We start from the raw sequence: 19,582 nt of genomic DNA, 5'->3' as shown, positions 1-19,582 counted from the left end.
CCTGCTGGTGCGTAGTGCTAAGCGTAGCCCTTGCCCAGACAGGGTCGGACAACCGGAACACCCTATGACAACCGCCACCACCACCATCGCCTACCAGCCATCGTGCCCATGCGCCAGCGCCAGGAGGCAGCCATGCCACTGAACACCCCCATTGCGCGCTGGTACGGCTTGCGTGTCTGGCTGGTGGGCGCCAGCTCGGGCATCGGTCTGGCGCTGGCCGAGCAGCTGCATGCCGCAGGCGCGCGCGTGATCGTGTCCGCGCGCCGGCAGGAGGTGTTGGACAGCTTCGCCGAGCAGCACCCGGGCTGTCTGCCGCTGCCGCTGGATGTCACGGACCGCGACGCGGTCGTCAGCGCCGTGCAGCAGCTGCTGGAGGACGGGCCGCTGGACCTGGTCTGCTACTGCGCAGGCGAGCGGCAGACCATGCGGGCCGATGACCTGGACCTCAACAGCTTGCTGCAGCACCGCGAGGTCAATCTGACCGGGGCCTTGCATTTGATCGCGGCCGTCACGCCCCACCTGCTGGCAGCGGCGCGCGCCGGGCGCCAACCGCATCTGAGCCTGGTGGCCAGTGTGGCCGGCCTGCGGGGTCTGCCGGGCAACCTGGCCTATGGGCCCAGCCAGGCGGCACTCATCAACCTGGCCGAGACCTTGCAACTCGAGCTGGTGCCTCAGGGCGTAGGCGTCAGCCTGGCCGTGCTCAAGCCCGGCCTGAGCGATGCCTTCTTCACCGAGCCTCACCCCGCCAGCCTGCCAGTCTGGCCGCAGCCAGAGCAGGCGGCCAGCGCGATGCTTAAGGGCTGGGCCCGGGGCCACTTTCTGCTGGGCGTGCCCTGGCGCTCCCGGCTGAGCTGGCGCCCCGGCTACAAATCGACGGCATCCGGTCTGGTGGCCTGGGTGCGCCGCTTGCAAGGAAACTGAAGCATGCTGACCCTTCACCACCTGGAAACCTCACGCTCGCAGCGCGTGCTGTGGCTGCTCGAAGAGCTGAACCTGCCCTATGCGCTGGAGACCTACCCGCGCGATGCCAAGACGCGCCTAGCGCCGCCGGCGCTCAAGCGCATCCACCCGCTGGGCCTCTCACCCATCCTCTGCGACCGGGGCCTGGTGATTGCAGAATCCGGCGCCATCATCGAGTACCTGGCCGAGCGCTATGGCGCCTGGGCGCCGCCCGACATGGCCCACCTCGATCCGCCGCGCAGCAGCCCCGAGCACCTGCAGTGCCGCTACTGGATGCATTTTGCCGAGGGCTCGCTGATGAACTGGCTGCTGCTGCAGCTGGTGTTTGACAGCATCGCGGCCAAGCGCTTGCCGCTGCTGCTGCGCCCCGTCGTGCGCCCGGTGCTGCGCGGCCTGCGCCAGCAGGTGCACAAGCAGCTGATCGCGCCGCACATGGAGGCGGCGATGGCCTATATGAACCACCACTTGGCTCACCAGCCCTGGTTTGCCGGCGATCACCTGACGATGGCCGATTTTCAGATGGGCTTTGCCGTCGAGGCCGCGCTGGCGCGCTGCGCCAATGCCGCCGACTGGCCGCATCTGCATGCCTACCGCCAGCGCATGCAGGCCCGCGAAGCCTACCAGCGCGCCATTGCCAAGGGCGGCCCGGTGGTGATGAAGCTCTGAGCCACTGAACCGCGGCGCATGAAAAAAGGCCCTGCAGTGCAGGGCCTTCGTCATGGGCGTTGCGCAGATCAGCCCAGCCAGTGGCGGGCATTGCGCCAGACGCGCATCCAGGGGCTGTGGGCCGAACGGTCGCCGTCGGTCCAGCTCATCTGCACGTTGCGGAACACGCGCTCGGGGTGCGGCATCATCGCGGTAAAGCGGCCATCGGCGGTGGTCACAGCGGTCAGGCCGCCGGCCGAGCCGTTCGGGTTGAACGGGTACTGCTCGGTCGCCTGGCCGTGGTTGTCCACATAGCGCATCGCGGCGATCACCGCATCGGCGTTGCCACGGAAGCGGAAGTTGGCATAGCCTTCGCCATGGGCCACGGCGATCGGCAGGCGCGAGCCAGCCATGCCTTGCAGGAACAGGCTGGGCGAGTCCAGCACTTCGACCATCGACAGGCGCGCCTCGAAGCGGTTGCTCTGGTTTTGCGTAAAGCGTGGCCAGTCTTGCGCACCGGGGATGATGTCGGCCAGTTCGGCAAACATCTGGCAGCCATTGCAGACGCCCAGGCCGAACGTGTCCTTGCGGCTGAAAAAGGCCTGGAACTGCTCGGACAGCGGCTCGTTGAAGGTGATGGAGCGGGCCCAGCCAATGCCAGCGCCCAGGGTGTCACCATAGCTGAAGCCGCCGCAGGCGACGATACCGGCAAAGTCACGCAGCTGGGCACGGCCCGTCTGCAGGTCGGTCATGTGCACGTCCACCGCTTCAAAGCCGGCTTCGCCAAAGGCGTAGGCCATCTCCACGTGGGAGTTGACGCCCTGCTCGCGCAGCACCGCCACGCGGGGCTTGGCTGCCACGTTCACATAGGGGGCTGCCACCACCTCTTGCGGGTCGAAGGTCAGGTGCACATGCATGCCCGGGTCAGACGGCACACCTACCGAGGCGTGCTCGCTGTCGGCACAAGCGGGGTTGTCGCGCTGCTGGGCAATCTTCCAGCTCACGGCATCCCAGACCTGGTGGAGATCGCTCAGGCTGGCGCCAAACACCTTCTTGGCATCGCGCCAGACCTGCAGCTCGCCCTTGCCCATGTCCATGCTGGACGAGGCCGGACGCGTCTTGCCCACGATGTGGCTGCAGGTGGACAGGCCGTGCTCGCGCAGCGTCTTCAGCACCTCGGCGCTGTCGCTGGTCTTGACCTGCAGCACCACGCCCAGCTCTTCGTTGAACAGCGCGCGCAAAGTCAGGTCTTCGCGGCGGCCCGATACCTGGGCGCCCCAGTTCTTGCCTTCGCCGCTGTCCATGCGGCTGTCGGAGATGCCATCGCCTTCGGTGATCAGCATGTCCACATTCAGTGCCACGCCGACATGGCCGGCAAAGGCCATTTCGGCCACGGTGGCCAGCAGGCCGCCGTCGCCCTTGTCGTGGTAGGCCAGGATCTTGCCCTGGGCGCGCAGCGCGTTGACGGCGTCAACGAGTGCAATCAGGTCCTTGGCCTCGTCCAGGTCCGGCGTTTCATTGCCGCTTTGGCCCAGCACCTGGCCCAGGATCGAGCCACCCATGCGCATCTTGCCGCGCGACAGATCAACCAGCACCAAGGTGGTGTCGGGCTCGTTGGCGTCCAGCTGGGGCGTCAAGGTGCTGCGCACATCATCGATGGAGGCAAAGCCGGTGATGATCAGGCTGACGGGCGAGGTGACCTTCTTGGTCTGGCCGCCCTCGCTCCACTGCGTGCGCATCGACAGGCTGTCCTTGCCCACGGGGATGGAGATGTTCAGCTGCGGGCACAGCTCCATACCCACGGCCTTGACGGTGGCGTACAGGTCGGCGTCTTCCCCGGGCTCGCCGCAGGCGGCCATCCAGTTGGCCGACATCTTGACCTTGGACAGCGCAATGGGCGCTGCCAGCATATTGGTGATGGCCTCGGCCACCGCCATGCGGCCCGAGGCGGGAGCATTGATCGCTGCCAGTGGCGTGCGTTCGCCCATCGCCATCGCTTCGCCCTTGAAGCCCTGGAAATCGGCCAGGGTCACGGCGACGTCGGCCACCGGCACCTGCCAGGGGCCGACCATCTGGTCGCGGTGGGTCAGGCCGCCGACGGCGCGGTCACCAATGGTGACCAGGAAGCGCTTGGAGGCCACCGTGGGGTGGGCCAACACGTCGATCACGGCCTTTTCCAGCGGCACGCCGGTCAGGTCGATGGCCGGCAGGCTGCGCGCCACAGTCTGCACATCCTTGTGCATCTTGGGCGGCTTGCCCAGCAACACGTCCATCGGCATATCGACCGGGAATTTCTGGTCGTCCGCAGTGGCGGCCGGGTCTTCGAGCACCAGCTGGCGCTCTTCGGTGGCCGTGCCGATGACGGCAAACGGGCAGCGCTCGCGCTCGCAAAACGCCGTGAACTGCGCCAGCGATTCGGGCGCAATCGCCATCACATAGCGCTCCTGGCTTTCGTTGGACCAGATTTCCTTCGGAGCCAGGCCCGATTCTTCGAGGTTGACCTTGCGCAGGTCAAAGCGGGCGCCACGGCCGGCGTCATTGGTCAGCTCGGGAAAAGCGTTGGACAGGCCACCGGCGCCCACGTCGTGGATCGCCAGGATGGGGTTGGCCGCGCCCTGCTGCCAGCAGTGGTTGATGACCTCTTGCGCACGGCGCTCGATCTCGGGGTTGCCGCGCTGCACCGAGTCAAAGTCCAGCTCGGCCGCGTTGGTGCCGCTGGCCATGGAGCTGGCAGCACCCCCGCCCATGCCGATGCGCATGCCCGGGCCGCCCAGCTGGATCAGCAAGGTGCCAGCGGGGAAGAGGATCTTCTGGGTCTGCTCGGCATCGATCACGCCCAGGCCACCAGCAATCATGATGGGCTTGTGGTAGCCACGGGTGATGTCACCGACTTGCTGCTCGTACTCGCGGAAGTAGCCAGTCAGGTTGGGGCGACCGAATTCGTTGTTGAACGCGGCGCCGCCCAGCGGGCCTTCGATCATGATCTGCAGCGGGCTGGCGATGTGCTCGGGCTTGCCGACCTCGCTGCCCCAAAGCTTGGAGACGGTGAAACCGGTGAGGCCCGCCTTGGGCTTGGAGCCCCGTCCGGTCGCGCCTTCGTCACGGATCTCACCGCCCGCGCCGGTGGAGGCACCGGGGAAAGGCGAGATGGCTGTGGGGTGGTTGTGGGTCTCGACCTTCATCAGCACATGGCTGGTGGCCGCTTGCTTTTGGTAGCTGGGCGCCGTCACGGCATCGGCCTGGGCGTTGAACTGCGCGACAAAGCGCTCGACTTGGTGGCCTTCCATGATGGAGGCATTGTCCGAATAGGCAACGACGGTGTGCTGGGGCGATACCGCCTCGGTGTGGCGGATCATGCCAAACAGGCTCTTGTCCTGCGCCACGCCATCGATGGTGAACTTGGCGTTGAAGATCTTGTGGCGGCAGTGCTCGGAGTTCGCCTGGGCAAACATCATCAGCTCGACATCGCTGGGGTTGCGCGCCAGGCCCTTGAAGGCGTTTTCCAGGTACTCGATCTCGTCGTCGGCCAGCGCCAGGCCCCATTGCTTGTTGGCTTTTTCCAGCGCGCTGCGGCCGCCGCCCAGCACATCGACAAATTCCATCGGCTGGGCTTGCAGTGCGGAGAACAGCTGCTCGGCTTCGGCGCGGGTGGCGAAGACCGACTCGGTCATGCGGTCGTGCAGCAGCGCGGCGATCTGTGCGGTCTGCTCGGCGCTCAGCTCGGGCTTGCCGCCCAGCAGGCCGGCCTTGAGCTCGATCCGGTACTCGGTCAGGCGCTCGATGCGGAACAGTGCCAGGCCGCAGTTGCGGGCAATGTCAGTGGCCTTGGAAGCCCAGGGCGAAATGGTGCCCATGCGCGGGGTGACGATGAAGGCCAGGCCATCGCTGCCGCCTTCATAGGGGTCGCCATAGGTCAGCAGGGCCGCTACGCGCTCGGCCTGGGCACCCGCCAGGGGCTGCTCGGTGGCCACCAGATGCACAAAACGGGCAGCAATGCCCGTTATCTTTGGATGGATCGCCGTCAATGCGGTCTGCAGTTGTTGGGCGCGGAAGGAGCTGAGGGCGTTACCGCCTGGTAGCTGAGTCAGGTGCAGTGTCACGTGGCAGCCTATGTGGACTAGGAGGATGGGAAGAAAGCACGCATGCGCCTTGCCCACTGCTACGGGCGGACCGTGGCAGCACCATGACAAGGGCGGGATAACCCGGGATTCTACTGTGCCGCGCCAGGACACGTAGCCGCATGGAAAACAGGCCAATGGCAGCAGTGGGATAATTGTGGGCTATGACGATCAAAATCAATACCGAAGACGATATTGCGCAGATGCGCATCGCAGGCCGCCTGGCCTCGGAGGTCTTGGACTACATCACCCCCCACATCCAACCGGGTATCACCACCAAGCAAATCGATCTGCTGTGCGCCGAGGCGATGGAAAAGCAAGGCACCAAATCGGCCTGCCTGGGCTACCAGCCGCCAGGCATGACGCCCTACCCGGCCTATGTCTGCACGTCGGTCAACCATGTGGTCTGCCACGGCATCCCCAATGACAAACCGCTCAAGAAGGGCGACATCGTCAATGTGGACGTGACCATCATCACGCCCGAAGGCTATTTTGGTGACAACAGCCGCATGTTCGTGATCGGCGAAGGCACGATTGCCGGCAAGCGCCTGTGCCAGCTGACCTTTGAAGCCATGTGGCATGGCATCGTGCAGGTCAAGAATGGCGCCCACCTGGGCGATATCGGCCATGCGATCCAGAAGTTTGCCGAAGGCCAGGGCCTGTCGGTCGTGCGCGAGTATTGCGGCCACGGCATCGGCAAGGTGTTCCACGACGAGCCCCAGGTGCTGCATTACGGCCGCCCGGGCGCCGGCGTCGAGCTCAAGACCGGCATGATCTTCACGATCGAGCCCATGCTCAACCTGGGCAAGAAGGACATCAAGGACCTGGGCAATGACGGCTGGACCGTCATCACCAAGGACCACAGCCTCTCGGCCCAGTGGGAAGTCGAAGTGCTGGTGACCGACACCGGCTATGAAGTGCTGACCTGGTCGGAGGGCTCGCCCACGCCGCCCAGCTTTGTGACCAGCACCAAGTGCTGATCGGGTGCTGATCCGGCACGAATAAATCGCTGCGCGCGTGCCGGGCCTGCCCGGCACCTGCCCACACCAAGGCGGCATTGCAACCAGCATGCCGCCTTGGTCGTTTCTGGCAGTCCCGCCTCCGCCATGCCCCCATTTGGTGCGTAATGGCATGGAATGTGCTTACTCGCAGCTGCTGTTGATTGCTATGGCACACTGCCAACGACAGCATAGTTAGGCACCATGAACGATCCTCGCATTCCGCAGCTGCGCGAGCAGTACCAGGCGCAACGCAGCGCCCTGTTTGATGACATCATGGCCGGGGGCAGCAGCACCCGGGGCATACAGACCCAGCTGCGCAAGCTCTCGCAGCTGGCCGATGGGCTGCTGCGCGATCTCTGGCACCTGGCTGGCCTACCCGGGCGCCTGAACCTGGTGGGGGTGGGCGGCTTTGGCCGGGGCAAGCTGTTTCCCTATTCCGATATCGATGTGCTGCTGCTGCTGCCCGAAGGCACCGATCCGGAGCAGGACATTGAATTGCGCACCGCGATCGAGCAGTTCATCGGCTCGTGCTGGGATGCCGGGCTGGAGATAGGGTCGAGCGTGCGCACCATCAGCCAGTGCATCAGCGAAGCCCAGGCCGATGTGACGGTGCAGACGGCGCTGCTGGAGTCGCGCCGCATCATTGGCTCGCCCCGCCTCTACCACCTGTTCCAGGCGGCGCTGGCCCAGTCCATCAAGCCCGATGCCTTTGTCGTGGCCAAGGTGCTGGAGATGCAGCAGCGCCACAACAAGTACGAAAACACCGTCTATGCGCTCGAGCCCAATTGCAAGGAGTCGCCTGGCGGCCTGCGCGATCTGCAACTGATCCTGTGGCTGGGCCGTGCTACCGGTCTGGGCAGCCGCTGGAAGGAGCTGGCCGACAAGGGGCTGGCGACCGTCTACGAGGTGCGCAACCTGCAGCGCAACGAGGACCTGATCTGCCTCATCCGCGCGCGGCTGCACATTGTGGCGCGGCGCCGTGAGGACCGGCTGGTGTTCGACCTGCAAACGCCGGTGGCCGAGTCCTTTGGCTTCAAGACCATCACGCCAGCTGGCCAGCGCTTTCCCAAGCGCGCCAGCGAGGAGCTGATGAAGCGCTACTACTGGGCTGCCAAGGCGGTGGCCCAGCTCACGCAGATCCTGATGCTGAACATGGACGAGCGCCTGCACCCGGGCAACCACACCTTGCGCCGCATCGATGACGAGTTCTACGACAAGGCCGGCCTCATTGAGGTGGCCGACGACGAGGTCTACCAGCGCAACCCGCATGCGATCTTGCGCACCTTCTTGCTCTACGAGACCGAGCCGGGCTTGAAGGACCTGTCGGCCCGCACCTTCCGCGCGCTCTACCATGCGCGCCAGCTGATGGATGCGCAGTTCCGGCGTGACCCGGTCAACCGCGCCACCTTCATGCAGATCCTGCAGCAGCCCCATGGCATCACCCATGCGATGCGGCTGCTCAACCAGACCTCGGTACTGGGCCGCTATCTCTGGCCGTTCCGCCGCATCGTGGGCCAGATGCAGCACGACCTGTTCCATGTCTACACGGTGGACCAGCACATCCTGATGGTGCTGCGCAATGTGCGGCGCTTTTTCATGGCCGAGCATGCGCATGAGTACCCGTTCTGCTCCCAGCTGGCCGCTGGCTGGGACAAGCCCTGGATTCTGTACCTGGCCGCCCTCTTCCACGACATCGGCAAGGGCCGGGGTGGCGACCATTCGGAGATCGGCGCGCTGGAAGTCAAGCGTTTTTGCCGCGACCACCAGATTGCCAAGGAAGACCGGCAGCTGGTCGAGTTTCTGGTGCGCGAGCACCTGACGATGAGCCAGGTCGCGCAAAAGCAGGATACGTCCGACCCCGAGGTGATCACCGCCTTTGCCCAGCGCATGGGCAATGAGCGCCGGCTCACCGCCCTCTACCTGCTCACCGTCGCCGATATCCGTGGCACCAGCCCCAAGGTCTGGAATGCCTGGAAAGGCAAGCTGCTCGAAGACCTGTACCGCTCGACGCTGCGCGTGCTGGGTGGGCGGGCGCCCGATGTGGCCGCGCAGGTGGAAATCCGCAAGCGCGAAGCGCTGGTGCTGCTGGCGCTGTCGGCACAGCCCCATGAATCACAAAAAGCGCTGTGGGATACGCTGGGCCTCGATTATTTTCTGCGCCACGAGGCCGCCGATATCGCCTGGCACACGCGCCACCTGTCACGCGCCGTGGGCAGCAAGGCCACCTTGGTGCGCGCGCGCCAGTCGCTGGCCGGCGAAGGCCTGCAGGTGATGGTGTATGCGCCCGACCAGCCCGATCTGTTTGCCCGCATCTGCAGCTATTTTGACCAGGCGGGCTTTTCGATTCTGGACGCGCGCGTGCACACCGCCCTTAACCGCTATGCGCTCGATACCTTCCAGGTGGTGGCGACCGATGCACCGCAAAGCTACCGCGAGCTGATCAACCTGGTCGAGAGCGAGCTCACGCGCGTGCTGGTGGCCGCCCAGCCGCTGCCCGAGCCCGCGCAGCGCCGCGTCTCGCGCCGGGTCAAGAGCTTTCCGGTGGCGCCGCGCGTGCTGCTGCGCCCCGATGACAAAGGCCAGCGCTGGCTGCTGTCCATCTCGGCGGCAGACCGCGCAGGCCTGCTCTACACCGTGGCACGCATCCTGGCCCGCCACCAGCTGAGTGTCGAGCTGGCCAAGATCAGCACCTTGGGCGAGCGCGTGGAAGACAGCTTTTTGCTGCAGGGCCCGGAGCTGCAAAACAATGTGAGCCAGATCGCGATCGAGACCGAGCTGCTCTGGGCACTGGCCGCGACGGGCAGCGGCGCGGCCGGTTGACCGTTAAGGCGAACCCGGCTCAGTCGTCCTCGGCCGCGCTGATGCCGGGAAACAAAATCTCGGTAAAACCGAACTGGCTGAAATCGCGCACCCGCATCGGGTAGAGCTTGCCCCAGAGGTGGTCGCATTCATGCTGCACCACCCGGGCATGGAAGCCCTCGGCCTCGCGGTCAATCGGGTCGCCATACTGGTCAAAGCCGGTGTAGCGGATCTTGCGCCAGCGCGGCACCATGCCGCGCAGCCCCGGCACCGACAGGCACCCCTCCCAGTCGTCTTCTTCCTCGTCCGACAAGGGCGTGATCACCGGGTTGATCAGCACCGTGGGCGGCACCAGCGGGCGGTCCGGGTAGCGCGGGTTGCGCTCGGGCGAGCCAAAGAACACCACCTGCAGATCCACCCCGATCTGCGGCGCCGCCAGGCCCGCGCCGTTGGCGTCGCGCATGGTGTCAAGCAGGTCCTGCACGAGCTGGTGCAGCGCATCGGTGTCAAATTCGGTCACGGGCTGCGCGGTGCGCAGCAAACGGGCATCGCCCATTTTCAAGATTGGATAGATCGCCATGCCGGCATGGTAGCGCAGCGCGCAAGCCCGTCTGGCGCCTTTTGCCACCCAAAGCACCGGCGCAGCAGCGCAGCAAGATGCCCACCACCCTTGCCCAGCATCAAGACACTGTTATGCGGCGCGATGCACAATGCTGGACCATGAACGAGCCCGGAGCCTCTTCCACCGCGCTGCAAGACGTGCAGACACCGGCTTACTGCCCCATCCGCAGTCCGGTCTTGCGCTGGCTGCTGCTGTTGGCGGCTGTGGCCTGCCTGGCGATGGGCATCATCGGCATTTTTGTGCCGGGGCTGCCGACCACGGTCTTTGTGCTGATGGCCGGGGCTTGCGCGGCGCGCAGCTCGCCGCGCCTGCATGCCTGGCTGTGGCGCCACCGGCTGTTTGGCGGCATGCTGCGCAACTGGGCGGCGGGCGGTTTTGTCAGCCGCAAGGCCAAGTGGAGCGCCAGCATCACGATGGCGCTGTGCGCAGTCATCATGCTGCTGGTGCCAGCGCCTGGCTGGGCCAAGCTGTTGTCGATTGGCTGCATGGCCTGCGTGCTGGCCTGGCTGTGGTGCCGGCCCGAGCCCCCGGCACCGCAATGAGCCCAGCCCTGCGCGGCAAAAAATGACCTCGTCCGTTTTTCAGGTCAAAAATTCGTTCTATAATCGCAGTCTTGTTCCTCAATAGCTCAGTTGGTAGAGCGCCGGACTGTTAATCCGTAGGTCCCTGGTTCGAGCCCAGGTTGAGGAGCCAAAGAATTTTTCGGCTTTGCAATCGAACAAAGCCTGTTGACCGATATTCCTCAATAGCTCAGTTGGTAGAGCGCCGGACTGTTAATCCGTAGGTCCCTGGTTCGAGCCCAGGTTGAGGAGCCATCACTTATCTGCCCTGCAATCGTTCAGGGCATTGACCAAAAATTTGTTCCTCAATAGCTCAGTTGGTAGAGCGCCGGACTGTTAATCCGTAGGTCCCTGGTTCGAGCCCAGGTTGAGGAGCCAAAGAATTTTTTTTGGCTTTGCAATCGCACAAAGCCTGTTCACTGTTTATTCCTCAATAGCTCAGTTGGTAGAGCGCCGGACTGTTAATCCGTAGGTCCCTGGTTCGAGCCCAGGTTGAGGAGCCATTCAAAAAGCCTGCACCACCGTGCAGGCTTTTTTGTTTTTTGCGGCCGCAGCCCAGCAGCCGGGAGCGAACTGCCGTATTTGTCACCCTGCGTACCACGGGCGGCCAGCAGCGCCCCATTTGGCCGCTACCATGGCAGGCAACACCATGAGCGCCAACCACCACACGCCCCCGCTAGCCTGGCTGCAAGCCGATGACGACTTTCCACCCGTGGACATGGCCTGGGGGCCCCACACCCCGCACCCGGGCCTGCTGGCCGCTGGCGGCGTGCTCGACAGCGCCCATCTGCAGCAGGCCTACCGCCAGGGCATCTTCCCCTGGTTCAGCGAGGGCTCACCCATTCTGTGGTGGTCCACCGATCCGCGCATGGTGCTGCAACCGGCCCACTTCCGCCTGCACCGCTCGCTCAAGCAGGCCATCCGCAAGTTTGCGCAGGATCCCAGCAGCGAACTGCGCATCGACAGCGACTTTGCCGCCGTGATCGCCGCCTGCAGCCAGCAGGACCGCCCGGGCCAGGATGGCACCTGGATCGTCGACGACATCCAGGCCGCCTACACCCAGCTGCACCGGGATGGCTTTGCCCACAGCGTGGAGCTGTGGCAAGGCGGCCAGCTGGTAGCCGGCCTGTACTGCGTGGCCATTGGGCGCGCGGTGTTTGGCGAATCGATGTTCACCACCGTGCCCAACGGCTCCAAGATCGCACTGGCCGCGCTGGTGCAGATCTGCCGGCGCGAGCAGGTGCCGATGATCGACTGCCAGCAAAACACCGGGCATCTGGCCTTCATGGGCGCTGCCGAAGTGCCGCGCAGCCGGTTTTTAGAGAATGTGCGCACGCAAATAGCGCTGCCCCCTATGCGCTGGGAGTTTGCATCTGGCGATGGGACTGACATAATCCCACTATCTGAAATGACATCTCCGCATCCGGATGAGTAGGCTGAACGAACTACCGCTGCACAGCTTGCAGTTTTATGCGACAGCGCCCTACCCATGCAGCTATCTCGAAGCGCGCATGGCGCGCTCTCAGGTAGCCACGCCCAGCCACGCCATCCAGAACGATGTCTACTCCGAGTTGATCCAGCAGGGCTTTCGCCGCAGCGGCCTGTTCACCTACCGCCCCTATTGCGATGGCTGCCAGGCATGCGTGCCCTTGCGCGTGCAGGTGCAGGACTTCAAACCCAAGCGCCACCAGCGCCGCGCGCGCAAGCAGCACCAGGCGCTGGACGTGCGCGTGCTGCCGCTGGGCTTTTTGCGTGAGCACTACGCGCTCTACCTGCGCTACCAGTCGGCGCGCCATACCGGTGGCGGCATGGATGAGGACAGCGTCGAGCAGTATTCGCAGTTCATGCTGCAAAGCCGGGTCAACAGCCGCCTGGTGGAGTTTCGCGAGCCCGCGCAGGGCCAGCAGCCCGGCGCCTTGAAGATGGTCTCGATCATCGACATCCTCAACGACGGCCTGTCGGCCGTCTACACCTTTTACGAGCCCGAGGCCCACACCAGCTACGGCACCTACAACGTGCTCTGGCAGATTGATCAGTGCCGGGCCATGGGCCTGCCCTACCTGTACCTGGGCTACTGGATTGCCGCCAGCCCCAAGATGCAATACAAGGCCGATTACCAGCCCTATGAGGTCTATATCGACCAGCGCTGGCAACCGGGCCAGCTCGCCAACCATTGCGCCCCTTGATCGCTCCGATCAAGCGGTCACCCCTCTTTTTGTTATTTGAGCGCCAGTCTACGCATGACCAAACCAATACATGACACCGTCACCAAGCCCAGCGTGCAAGTGCTAGAGCGCATGTTCACGCTGCTGGACGTCCTGGCCACGCGCGAGGAAGCGGTGTCACTCAAGGAGCTGAGCGAGATCACAGGCCTGCACCCGTCGACGACGCACCGCATCTTGAACGATCTGACCATTGGCCGCTTTGTGGACCGCCCCGAGTCGGGCAGCTACCGCCTGGGCATGCGCCTTCTGGAGCTGGGCAACCTGGTCAAGGCGCGCATCAATGTGCGCGAAGTGGCCCTGCTGCCGATGCGGCGGCTGCACCTGGCCACGCAGCAGGCCATCAATCTGAGCATGCGCCAGGGCGATGAGATCGTCTATGTGGAGCGCAGCTTCAGCGAGCGCTCGGGCATGCAGGTGGTGCGCGCCATCGGCGGCCATGCGCCGCTGCACCTGACCTCGACCGGCAAGCTCTTTTTGGCCAACGACGAGCCCGAGCGCGTACGCGCCTACGCGATGCGCACGGGCCTGGCGGGCAACACCAAGAACAGCATCACCAATTTGGCGGTACTCGAGCGCGAGCTGTCCAAGACCCGCCAGTACGGCGTGGCGCGCGACAACGAGGAGCTGGAGCTGGGCGTGCGCTGCATGGCAGCGGGCATCTATGACGACCAGGGGCGCCTGGTCGCTGGCCTGTCGGTGTCCGCCCCTGCCGACCGGCTCGAAGACGCCTGGACCACGCGCCTGCAGGCCACGGCTAGCGAGATCTCGTCCGCGCTGGGCTTTGACGAGCACCGCCAGCCCAACGCACGCTGAGCCCGGGCAGGCCATCAACCGCACGCAAAAAAACCTGCCGAGGCAGGTTTTTTTGTGGGCGCAGCGCGCTCAGTGCTTGGCCAGCAGCTGCGTGCCCGAGCCTTCCACCCAGTGGCGCACGCGCTCGGCATCGGCCAGGCGACCGAACTTGCCCGCCGAATCCAGGAACACCATGATGAGCTTGCGGCCGGCCACCTGGGCCTGCATCACCAGGCAGCGGCCTGCCTCGGAGATATAGCCGGTCTTTTGCAGGCCGATATTCCACTCGGGACTGTGCACCAGGCGGTTGGTATTGTTGAACTGCAGCATGCGCTCACCCACTTCGACCTGGTAGGACGGCGAAGTGGTCAGATCGCGCAGCAGCGGATCGGAGTGCGCCACATTGACCAAGGTGGCCAAGTCAAAGGCGCTGGACTGGTTGGAGCTCGACAAGCCGGTGGGCTCGACATAGCGGGTATCGGCCATGCCCAGCATCTTGGCCTTCATGTTCATCATGCCGACAAAGGTCTGCAGGCCACCAGGGTAGGTGCGGCCCAGCGCATGGGCGGCACGGTTTTCGCTGGACATCAGCGCCAGGTGCAGCAATTCGCCGCGCATCAAGGTGGTGCCCACACGCAGACGCGAGCTGCTGTGCTTTTCGGTGTCCACATCGTCCTGGGTGATGGTGATCATCTCGTCCATCGGCAGCTGGGCCTGGGAGATGATCAGGCCGGTCATCAGCTTGGTGAGCGAGGCGATCGGCAGCACGGCATGGTCGTTCTTGGACAGCAGCACTTCATGGGTGTCCTGGTCCAGCACCAGAGCGACGCTGGATTTGAGTGCCAGCGGATCGGTCACATCATGCAGGCCGGCCATCTGGCCGAAGGACTGGCGCTCGGGAATGATGACGGCAGCGGCAACGGCAGCGCGCCCTGCGTGGCGCCCTGCCTTGGCCAGCGTGGTCTTGCCCTTGGGGGCTTTGCCGGCGACCTTTTTGGACGATGGCGCAGCCGCTTGCTTTTGGCGGCCATTGCGCTCGCCCTTGGAGGCCACGGCGGCAGGCTTTTTGCTAGCCTTGGCCTGCACATGGGCCTTGGGAGCGGACTTGTTTTTGGCGCTGGCCTGCACGCTGGGAGCGGACAAACCAAAGGCCAGGGTACAAATTGCAAACAAATGTGAAAAACGACGCAAAACACTGCGATGACGTAGCGCCATTATTCTGCTCCCTACAAATACGATAGCTGACAGCGGAAACTTGAATTTAAAAAATCGCGCAAATTCATTAACTTACGCGATTCTTCAATTATTTAAGTGAAATTATATTCCGAAGTCTCAACCTTGTGCAGCTACTCGCTCCGTAGGATTTTGTAACTTGTTTAGCGCAGCGATGTAAGCCTTCGCTGACGCCACCACAATATCAGGGTCTGCGCCTACACCGTTGACCACGCGCCCACCCATCTGCAAGCGCACGGTCACCTCGCCCTGGCTCTCGGTCGAGCCGCTGATCGCATTGACCGCATACAGCACCATCTCGGCGCCGCTGCGCGCCTGCGACTCAATTGCCTTCATCGAGGCATCGACCGGGCCGTTGCCGGTAGACTCGCCGCGCACCTCCTGGCCATGGGCAATCAACACCACGCTGGCCTTGGGCTGCTCGCCCGTTTCGCTCGATTGCGACAACGAGACAAAGCGGTAGGTTTCGGCCTGCGCCTCGGCGCCTTCCATGTGCACCAGTGCGAGGATGTCTTCGTCAAAAATTTCGCTCTTGCGGTCGGCCAGGTCCTTGAAACGGGCAAAGGCGGCATTGATCTCGCTTTCGCTGTCCATCACCACACCCAGCTCCTGCAGGCGCTGCTTGAAGGCGTTGCGGCCCGAGAGCTTGCCCAGCACGATCTTGTTGGCGCTCCAGCCCACATCTTCGGCACGCATGATTTCGTAGGTGTCGCGCGCCTTGAGCACGCCATCCTGGTGGATGCCGGAGGCATGCGCAAAGGCATTGGCGCCCACCACGGCCTTGTTGGGCTGCACCACAAAGCCGGTGGTCTGGCTCACCAGGCGGCTGGCGGCCACGATGTGCTGCGCGTCGATGTTGACATCGAGGCCAAAGTAGTCGCGCCGCGTCTTGACGGCCATGACCACCTCTTCGAGTGAGCAGTTACCCGCGCGCTCGCCCAGGCCGTTGATCGTGCACTCCACCTGGCGTGCACCACCGATCTTGACGCCGGCCAGCGAGTTGGCGACAGCCATGCCCAGGTCGTTGTGGCAGTGCACCGACCAGATGGCCTTGTCGCTGTTGGGAATGCGCTCGCGCAGGTTCAGAATGAACTGGCCATAGAGCTCAGGGATCGCGTAGCCGACGGTGTCGGGCACGTTGATGGTCGTGGCGCCTTCGGCAATCACGGCCTCGATCACGCGGCAGAGAAAATCAGGGTCGCTGCGGTAGCCGTCTTCCGGGCTGAACTCAATATCGCCCACCAGGTTACGGGCAAAGCGCACCGACATCTTGGCCTGCTCGAACACCTCATCGGGCGACATGCGCAGCTTTTTCTCCATGTGCAGCGGGCTGGTCGCAATGAAGGTGTGGATACGCGCGCGGTTGGCGGGCTTCAAGGCCTCGGCGGCGCGGGCGATGTCGCGGTCGTTGGCGCGGGCCAGCGAGCAGATGGTCGAGTCCTTGATGATGGAGGCGATGCTCTGGACACAATCGAAGTCACCGTTGGAGCTGGCGGCAAAACCGGCCTCGATGACGTCCACCTTGAGGCGTTCGAGTTGGCGCGCAATGCGCAGCTTTTCGTCCTTGGTCATCGAGGCGCCGGGCGACTGCTCGCCATCGCGCAAGGTGGTATCAAAAATAATCAGTTGGTCGCTCATCGTGTGTTCTCCATGGCATTGGTCCTGCGCTGCCACCGTGGGTGAGTGGATTGTCTAAAACAGGCTGCAGGAGAGCGATCACTTCACTCTGCTGCAGCCTGCTTCAACCGCGCTACAGTTTACGTGCTTTGCTCCGCCTGTGGTTAGGCGGTAGCCACTTGTGCAGCCGCTTGTGGCGCTGCCGTTTGCACGCTGGCGACAGCACCGCTACGTGCTACCGCACTCATCACCGCGCGGAAAGCCGCCTGGGTGCTGTTGCTGTCCATGCCCACGCCGTACAGGCTCTGGCTGTCGCCCACCCGCAGCTCGATATAGGCAGCGGCCGTGGCATTGGCGCCCTTGTCGCCGCGGGCATCGCTGGCAGCCACTGCATGCTCGCTGTAGTCCAGCAAACGAACGGGGATACCGATGGCGCTGCTGACCGCTTGCACAAAGGCATCGATCGGGCCATTGCCGTGGCCGGCGATGCTGACGGCCTGGCCGGCCCACTGCACCTTGCCGCTGATGCGCACGTCATCGCTGTCGTTCGATTCCACGCGGTACTGGGCCAGCGCATGGTTGGCGCCCAGCTGGTACTCGCGCTCGAAGATCTGCCACAGGTCCTTGGCGGTGAACTCGGTGCCCGCCGTGTCCATCGCGCGCTGCACCACCTGGCTGAACTCGATCTGCAAGCGGCGTGGCATCGCCAGGCCATAGGCTTCTTCGAGCAGGTAGGAGATGCCGCCCTTGCCCGACTGGCTGTTGACGCGGATCACCGCTTCATAGCTGCGGCCCAGGTCCTTGGGGTCGATCGGCAGGTAAGGAATTTCCCAGATATCGGCATCCTGGCGGGCCGCAAAGGCTTTCTTGATCGCATCCTGGTGCGAGCCCGAGAACGAGGTGTAGACCAGGTCGCCGGCATAGGGGTGGCGCGCCGGCACGGGCAGCTGGTTGCAGTACTCGACTTCAGCGCGGATGGCGTCGATGTCCGAGAAATCGAGCTGGGGCGATACACCCTGCACATACATGTTCAAGGCCACATTGACGATGTCGAGGTTGCCGGTGCGCTCGCCATTGCCAAACAGGCAGCCTTCGACGCGGTGGGCGCCGGCCATCAACGCCAACTCGGCGCTGGCCGTGCCGGTGCCGCGGTCGTTGTGTGGGTGCACAGACACCACCACCTCAGGGCGGTTGGCAAACTGGCGCACCATCCACTCGATCTGGTCGGCAAACACGTTGGGGGTGGCGTTCTCCACCGTCGTGGGCAGGTTCAGGATGATGTCGCGGCCTGGGCCCCAGGCGGCAATCGCCGTCTCGCAGGCCTGCTGGGACACCTCAAGCTCAGCGAGCGAGAAGGTCTCGGGCGAGTACTGCAAGACCCATTCGGTGCCGGGCTGCGCATCGGTCAAGGTCTTGAGGTGGGTGACCTGGTCTTTGACCAGGGCCATCACCTCGGGCACGCTCATGCCGAATACCACCTTGCGCCAGACCGGGGCCACCGCGTTGTAGATGTGGACGATGGCGCGCGGCGCGCCTTGCAAGGCCTCGACCGTGCGCGTGATCAGCTCAGGCCGGGCGGGGGTCATCACCTGGATGGTGACGTCGGCGGGAATGCGCTTTTCCTCGATCAACTGGCGCACAAAGTCGAACTCGATCTGCGAGGACGCGGGAAAGCCGACTTCGATTTCCTTGAAACCAATCTTGACCAGCATGTCGAACATGCGCAGCTTGCGCGCCAGGTCCATGGGCTCGATCAGCGCCTGGTTGCCATCGCGCAGATCGGTGGACAGCCAGATGGGTGCCTGGGTGATCTGGGCATCAGGCCAGGTGCGGTCACGCAACGCAATGGCTGGAAAAGCGCGGTACTTGCTGGAAGGTTGGGTCAACATGGTTGTCTGGTCTTTCTCATCGGAACAAAAAGTTCGGGGTTGGAAACCAGCAACCTGCTAAAAACAGAATCGGCCCGTTGCTGGTGCAAACGGGCCGAGGTGTAGGGGTGAAAAACTGCGCGCTACTCTACCTGCCCGTTGGACATGCTAGTAGTAGAGCTAGGGACAGGTTTTGCATGGCAATCACTCTAACACAGGTTTGGGCTGGTGTCTGCAAAAAACTCAATCGTGGTGCAAGCCGCGCTCTTCGGGCTCGTCGGTCGAGGTCGCCACGATCGAGACATGCTGGCCCTTGAAGCGGCGCCAGGCATAGATCACATAGCCCGAGAGCGAATAGACTACAAAGATCAGGAACAGCATCGTGGCCGGCTCGATGCTGACCACCGCCAGCAGCAGCACCACCACCACCAGGGAGATGAAGGGCACGCTCTTGGCAGCGCCTGCATCCTTGAAGCTGTAGTACGGGATATTGGTGACCATGGTCAGACCCGCCAGCAAGGTGATGGCAAACATGATCCAGGACAGGTCATCGCGGCTGGCCGGGTAGCCGCCAAACAGCGCAATCACCTGGCCAAAAATCGGCACATCGCGGTGCGATACCAAAAGCGCGCTGGTCAGCCAGATAAAGCCTGCCACCAAGGCCGCAGCAGCGGGCGACGGCATGCCCTGGAAATAGCGCTTGTCCACCACGCCTGTGTTCACATTGAAACGCGCCAGGCGCAGCGCTGCGCAGGAGCAATAGACAAAGGCTGCGATCCAGCCCCAGCGGCCCAGCGGGCGCAGCGCCCATTCATAGGCAATCAGTGCGGGAGCGGCGCCAAAGGACACCATGTCCGAGAGCGAATCCATCTGCTCGCCAAAGGCGCTTTGCGTGTGCGTCATGCGCGCCACGCGGCCGTCGAGGCTATCGAGCACCATCGCGCAGAACACGCCGACAGCGGCCGCCTCGAAACGGCCATTCATGGCCATCACGATCGAGTAAAAACCGCCAAACAAGGCGGCCAAGGTGAACGAGTTGGGCAGCACATAGATGCCCTTGCGCCACTTGCGCTGCGCAGGCGGCAGTGCATGCGCTGCGGCCTTGGGCTTGGTTTCGTTTTCGTCCAGCATTCAATCCACTC

The 19,582-nt window shown here is 63.9% G+C and carries 14 protein-coding genes and 4 tRNA genes; 12 read left to right on the top strand and 6 right to left on the bottom strand.

Going from position 1 to position 19,582, the window contains the following annotated elements; all coding sequences use genetic code 11:
- Positions 1-132: 132 nt before the first annotated feature.
- Both DCO45_RS06410 and DCO45_RS06405 read left to right on the top strand, forming a co-directional pair.
- On the top strand, positions 133-921 hold the full coding sequence (locus DCO45_RS06410; RefSeq protein ID WP_116925255.1) for an SDR family NAD(P)-dependent oxidoreductase: 789 nt from the start codon (positions 133-135) through the stop codon (positions 919-921).
- A 3-nt stretch (positions 922-924) separates the two neighbouring features.
- A complete protein-coding gene (locus DCO45_RS06405) occupies positions 925-1,626 on the top strand; it encodes a glutathione S-transferase (RefSeq protein ID WP_116925044.1) in 702 nt (233 codons plus the stop codon).
- A gap of 68 nt (positions 1,627-1,694) precedes the next feature.
- Here DCO45_RS06405 and purL read toward each other — a convergent pair whose 3' ends face one another.
- Positions 1,695-5,705, bottom strand: coding sequence for a phosphoribosylformylglycinamidine synthase (gene purL / locus DCO45_RS06400; protein ID WP_116925043.1), 4,011 nt, complete (start codon positions 5,703-5,705; stop codon positions 1,695-1,697).
- A 182-nt stretch (positions 5,706-5,887) separates the two neighbouring features.
- Between purL and map the strand changes: the two genes are divergently transcribed.
- Together map and DCO45_RS06390 are read left to right on the top strand one after the other, a co-directional pair.
- Positions 5,888-6,703: a type I methionyl aminopeptidase gene (gene map / locus DCO45_RS06395; RefSeq protein ID WP_116925042.1), complete on the top strand. Its 816-nt coding sequence runs from the start codon at positions 5,888-5,890 to the stop codon at positions 6,701-6,703.
- A gap of 222 nt (positions 6,704-6,925) precedes the next feature.
- Positions 6,926-9,544: a [protein-PII] uridylyltransferase gene (locus DCO45_RS06390; protein ID WP_116925041.1), complete on the top strand. Its 2,619-nt coding sequence runs from the start codon at positions 6,926-6,928 to the stop codon at positions 9,542-9,544.
- Positions 9,545-9,563: 19 nt separating this feature from the next.
- Here the strand turns inward: DCO45_RS06390 and def are convergent, their stop codons facing one another.
- A complete protein-coding gene (gene def / locus DCO45_RS06385) occupies positions 9,564-10,103 on the bottom strand; it encodes a peptide deformylase (protein WP_116925040.1) in 540 nt (179 codons plus the stop codon).
- A 140-nt stretch (positions 10,104-10,243) separates the two neighbouring features.
- On the opposite strand from def, the gene DCO45_RS06380 reads away from it, so the two are divergent.
- From DCO45_RS06380 to DCO45_RS06345, 8 genes are all read left to right on the top strand, one after another.
- Positions 10,244-10,687: a YbaN family protein gene (locus DCO45_RS06380; RefSeq protein WP_116925254.1), complete on the top strand. Its 444-nt coding sequence runs from the start codon at positions 10,244-10,246 to the stop codon at positions 10,685-10,687.
- 75 nt (positions 10,688-10,762) lie between these two features.
- Positions 10,763-10,838: transfer RNA gene (locus DCO45_RS06375), tRNA-Asn, on the top strand.
- A gap of 46 nt (positions 10,839-10,884) precedes the next feature.
- A tRNA-Asn gene (locus DCO45_RS06370) sits at positions 10,885-10,960 on the top strand.
- Positions 10,961-11,007: 47 nt separating this feature from the next.
- A tRNA-Asn gene (locus DCO45_RS06365) sits at positions 11,008-11,083 on the top strand.
- 49 nt (positions 11,084-11,132) lie between these two features.
- Positions 11,133-11,208, top strand: a tRNA-Asn gene (locus DCO45_RS06360).
- A gap of 146 nt (positions 11,209-11,354) precedes the next feature.
- Entirely contained in the window at positions 11,355-12,140 is a 786-nt protein-coding gene (gene aat, locus DCO45_RS06355; protein ID WP_116925253.1) for a leucyl/phenylalanyl-tRNA--protein transferase, read from the top strand.
- Positions 12,133-12,891, top strand: coding sequence for an arginyltransferase (locus DCO45_RS06350; RefSeq protein ID WP_116925039.1), 759 nt, complete (start codon positions 12,133-12,135; stop codon positions 12,889-12,891). Before aat ends, DCO45_RS06350 begins: the two co-directional genes overlap by 8 nt.
- A 54-nt stretch (positions 12,892-12,945) precedes the next feature.
- Positions 12,946-13,743: an IclR family transcriptional regulator gene (locus DCO45_RS06345; protein WP_116925038.1), complete on the top strand. Its 798-nt coding sequence runs from the start codon at positions 12,946-12,948 to the stop codon at positions 13,741-13,743.
- Positions 13,744-13,812: 69 nt separating this feature from the next.
- Here DCO45_RS06345 and DCO45_RS06340 read toward each other — a convergent pair whose 3' ends face one another.
- The 4 genes from DCO45_RS06340 to pssA form a co-directional block, all read right to left on the bottom strand.
- Positions 13,813-14,937 carry a serine hydrolase gene (locus DCO45_RS06340; RefSeq protein ID WP_207788049.1) on the bottom strand — a complete coding sequence of 375 codons (1,125 nt, stop codon included), beginning with the start codon at positions 14,935-14,937 and terminating at the stop codon, positions 13,813-13,815.
- A gap of 117 nt (positions 14,938-15,054) precedes the next feature.
- Positions 15,055-16,593 (bottom strand): 2-isopropylmalate synthase, encoded by a 1,539-nt coding sequence (locus DCO45_RS06335; RefSeq protein ID WP_021024887.1) that lies wholly within the window; start codon positions 16,591-16,593, stop codon positions 15,055-15,057.
- Between the two features lie 143 nt (positions 16,594-16,736).
- Positions 16,737-18,461, bottom strand: a complete 1,725-nt coding sequence (leuA, locus tag DCO45_RS06330; protein WP_116925037.1) for a 2-isopropylmalate synthase — start codon at positions 18,459-18,461, stop codon at positions 16,737-16,739.
- A gap of 222 nt (positions 18,462-18,683) precedes the next feature.
- On the bottom strand, positions 18,684-19,571 hold the full coding sequence (pssA, locus tag DCO45_RS06325; RefSeq protein WP_116925036.1) for a CDP-diacylglycerol--serine O-phosphatidyltransferase: 888 nt from the start codon (positions 19,569-19,571) through the stop codon (positions 18,684-18,686).
- Positions 19,572-19,582: the final 11 nt, after the last annotated feature.

It is taken from the genome of Comamonas sp. JNW, assembly GCF_003105075.1.
In the GTDB taxonomy this organism is placed as follows: domain Bacteria; phylum Pseudomonadota; class Gammaproteobacteria; order Burkholderiales; family Burkholderiaceae_C; genus Comamonas; species Comamonas squillarum.
This window is presented reverse-complemented; position numbering and strand designations above follow the sequence as displayed.

Excerpts from the sequence above, each read along its gene's own strand:
- DCO45_RS06410 (WP_116925255.1), top strand. The coding sequence starts at position 133 with ATGCCACTGAACACCCCCATTGCGCGCTGGTACGGCTTGCGTGTCTGG.
- DCO45_RS06405 (WP_116925044.1), top strand. The coding sequence starts at position 925 with ATGCTGACCCTTCACCACCTGGAAACCTCACGCTCGCAGCGCGTGCTG.
- map (WP_116925042.1), top strand. The coding sequence starts at position 5,888 with ATGACGATCAAAATCAATACCGAAGACGATATTGCGCAGATGCGCATC.
- DCO45_RS06390 (WP_116925041.1), top strand. The coding sequence starts at position 6,926 with ATGAACGATCCTCGCATTCCGCAGCTGCGCGAGCAGTACCAGGCGCAA.
- def (WP_116925040.1), bottom strand. The coding sequence starts at position 10,103 with ATGGCGATCTATCCAATCTTGAAAATGGGCGATGCCCGTTTGCTGCGC.
- DCO45_RS06380 (WP_116925254.1), top strand. The coding sequence starts at position 10,244 with ATGAACGAGCCCGGAGCCTCTTCCACCGCGCTGCAAGACGTGCAGACA.
- aat (WP_116925253.1), top strand. The coding sequence starts at position 11,355 with ATGAGCGCCAACCACCACACGCCCCCGCTAGCCTGGCTGCAAGCCGAT.
- DCO45_RS06350 (WP_116925039.1), top strand. The coding sequence starts at position 12,133 with ATGAGTAGGCTGAACGAACTACCGCTGCACAGCTTGCAGTTTTATGCG.
- DCO45_RS06345 (WP_116925038.1), top strand. The coding sequence starts at position 12,946 with ATGACCAAACCAATACATGACACCGTCACCAAGCCCAGCGTGCAAGTG.
- DCO45_RS06340 (WP_207788049.1), bottom strand. The coding sequence starts at position 14,937 with ATGGCGCTACGTCATCGCAGTGTTTTGCGTCGTTTTTCACATTTGTTT.
- DCO45_RS06335 (WP_021024887.1), bottom strand. The coding sequence starts at position 16,593 with ATGAGCGACCAACTGATTATTTTTGATACCACCTTGCGCGATGGCGAG.
- leuA (WP_116925037.1), bottom strand. The coding sequence starts at position 18,461 with ATGTTGACCCAACCTTCCAGCAAGTACCGCGCTTTTCCAGCCATTGCG.
- pssA (WP_116925036.1), bottom strand. The coding sequence starts at position 19,571 with ATGCTGGACGAAAACGAAACCAAGCCCAAGGCCGCAGCGCATGCACTG.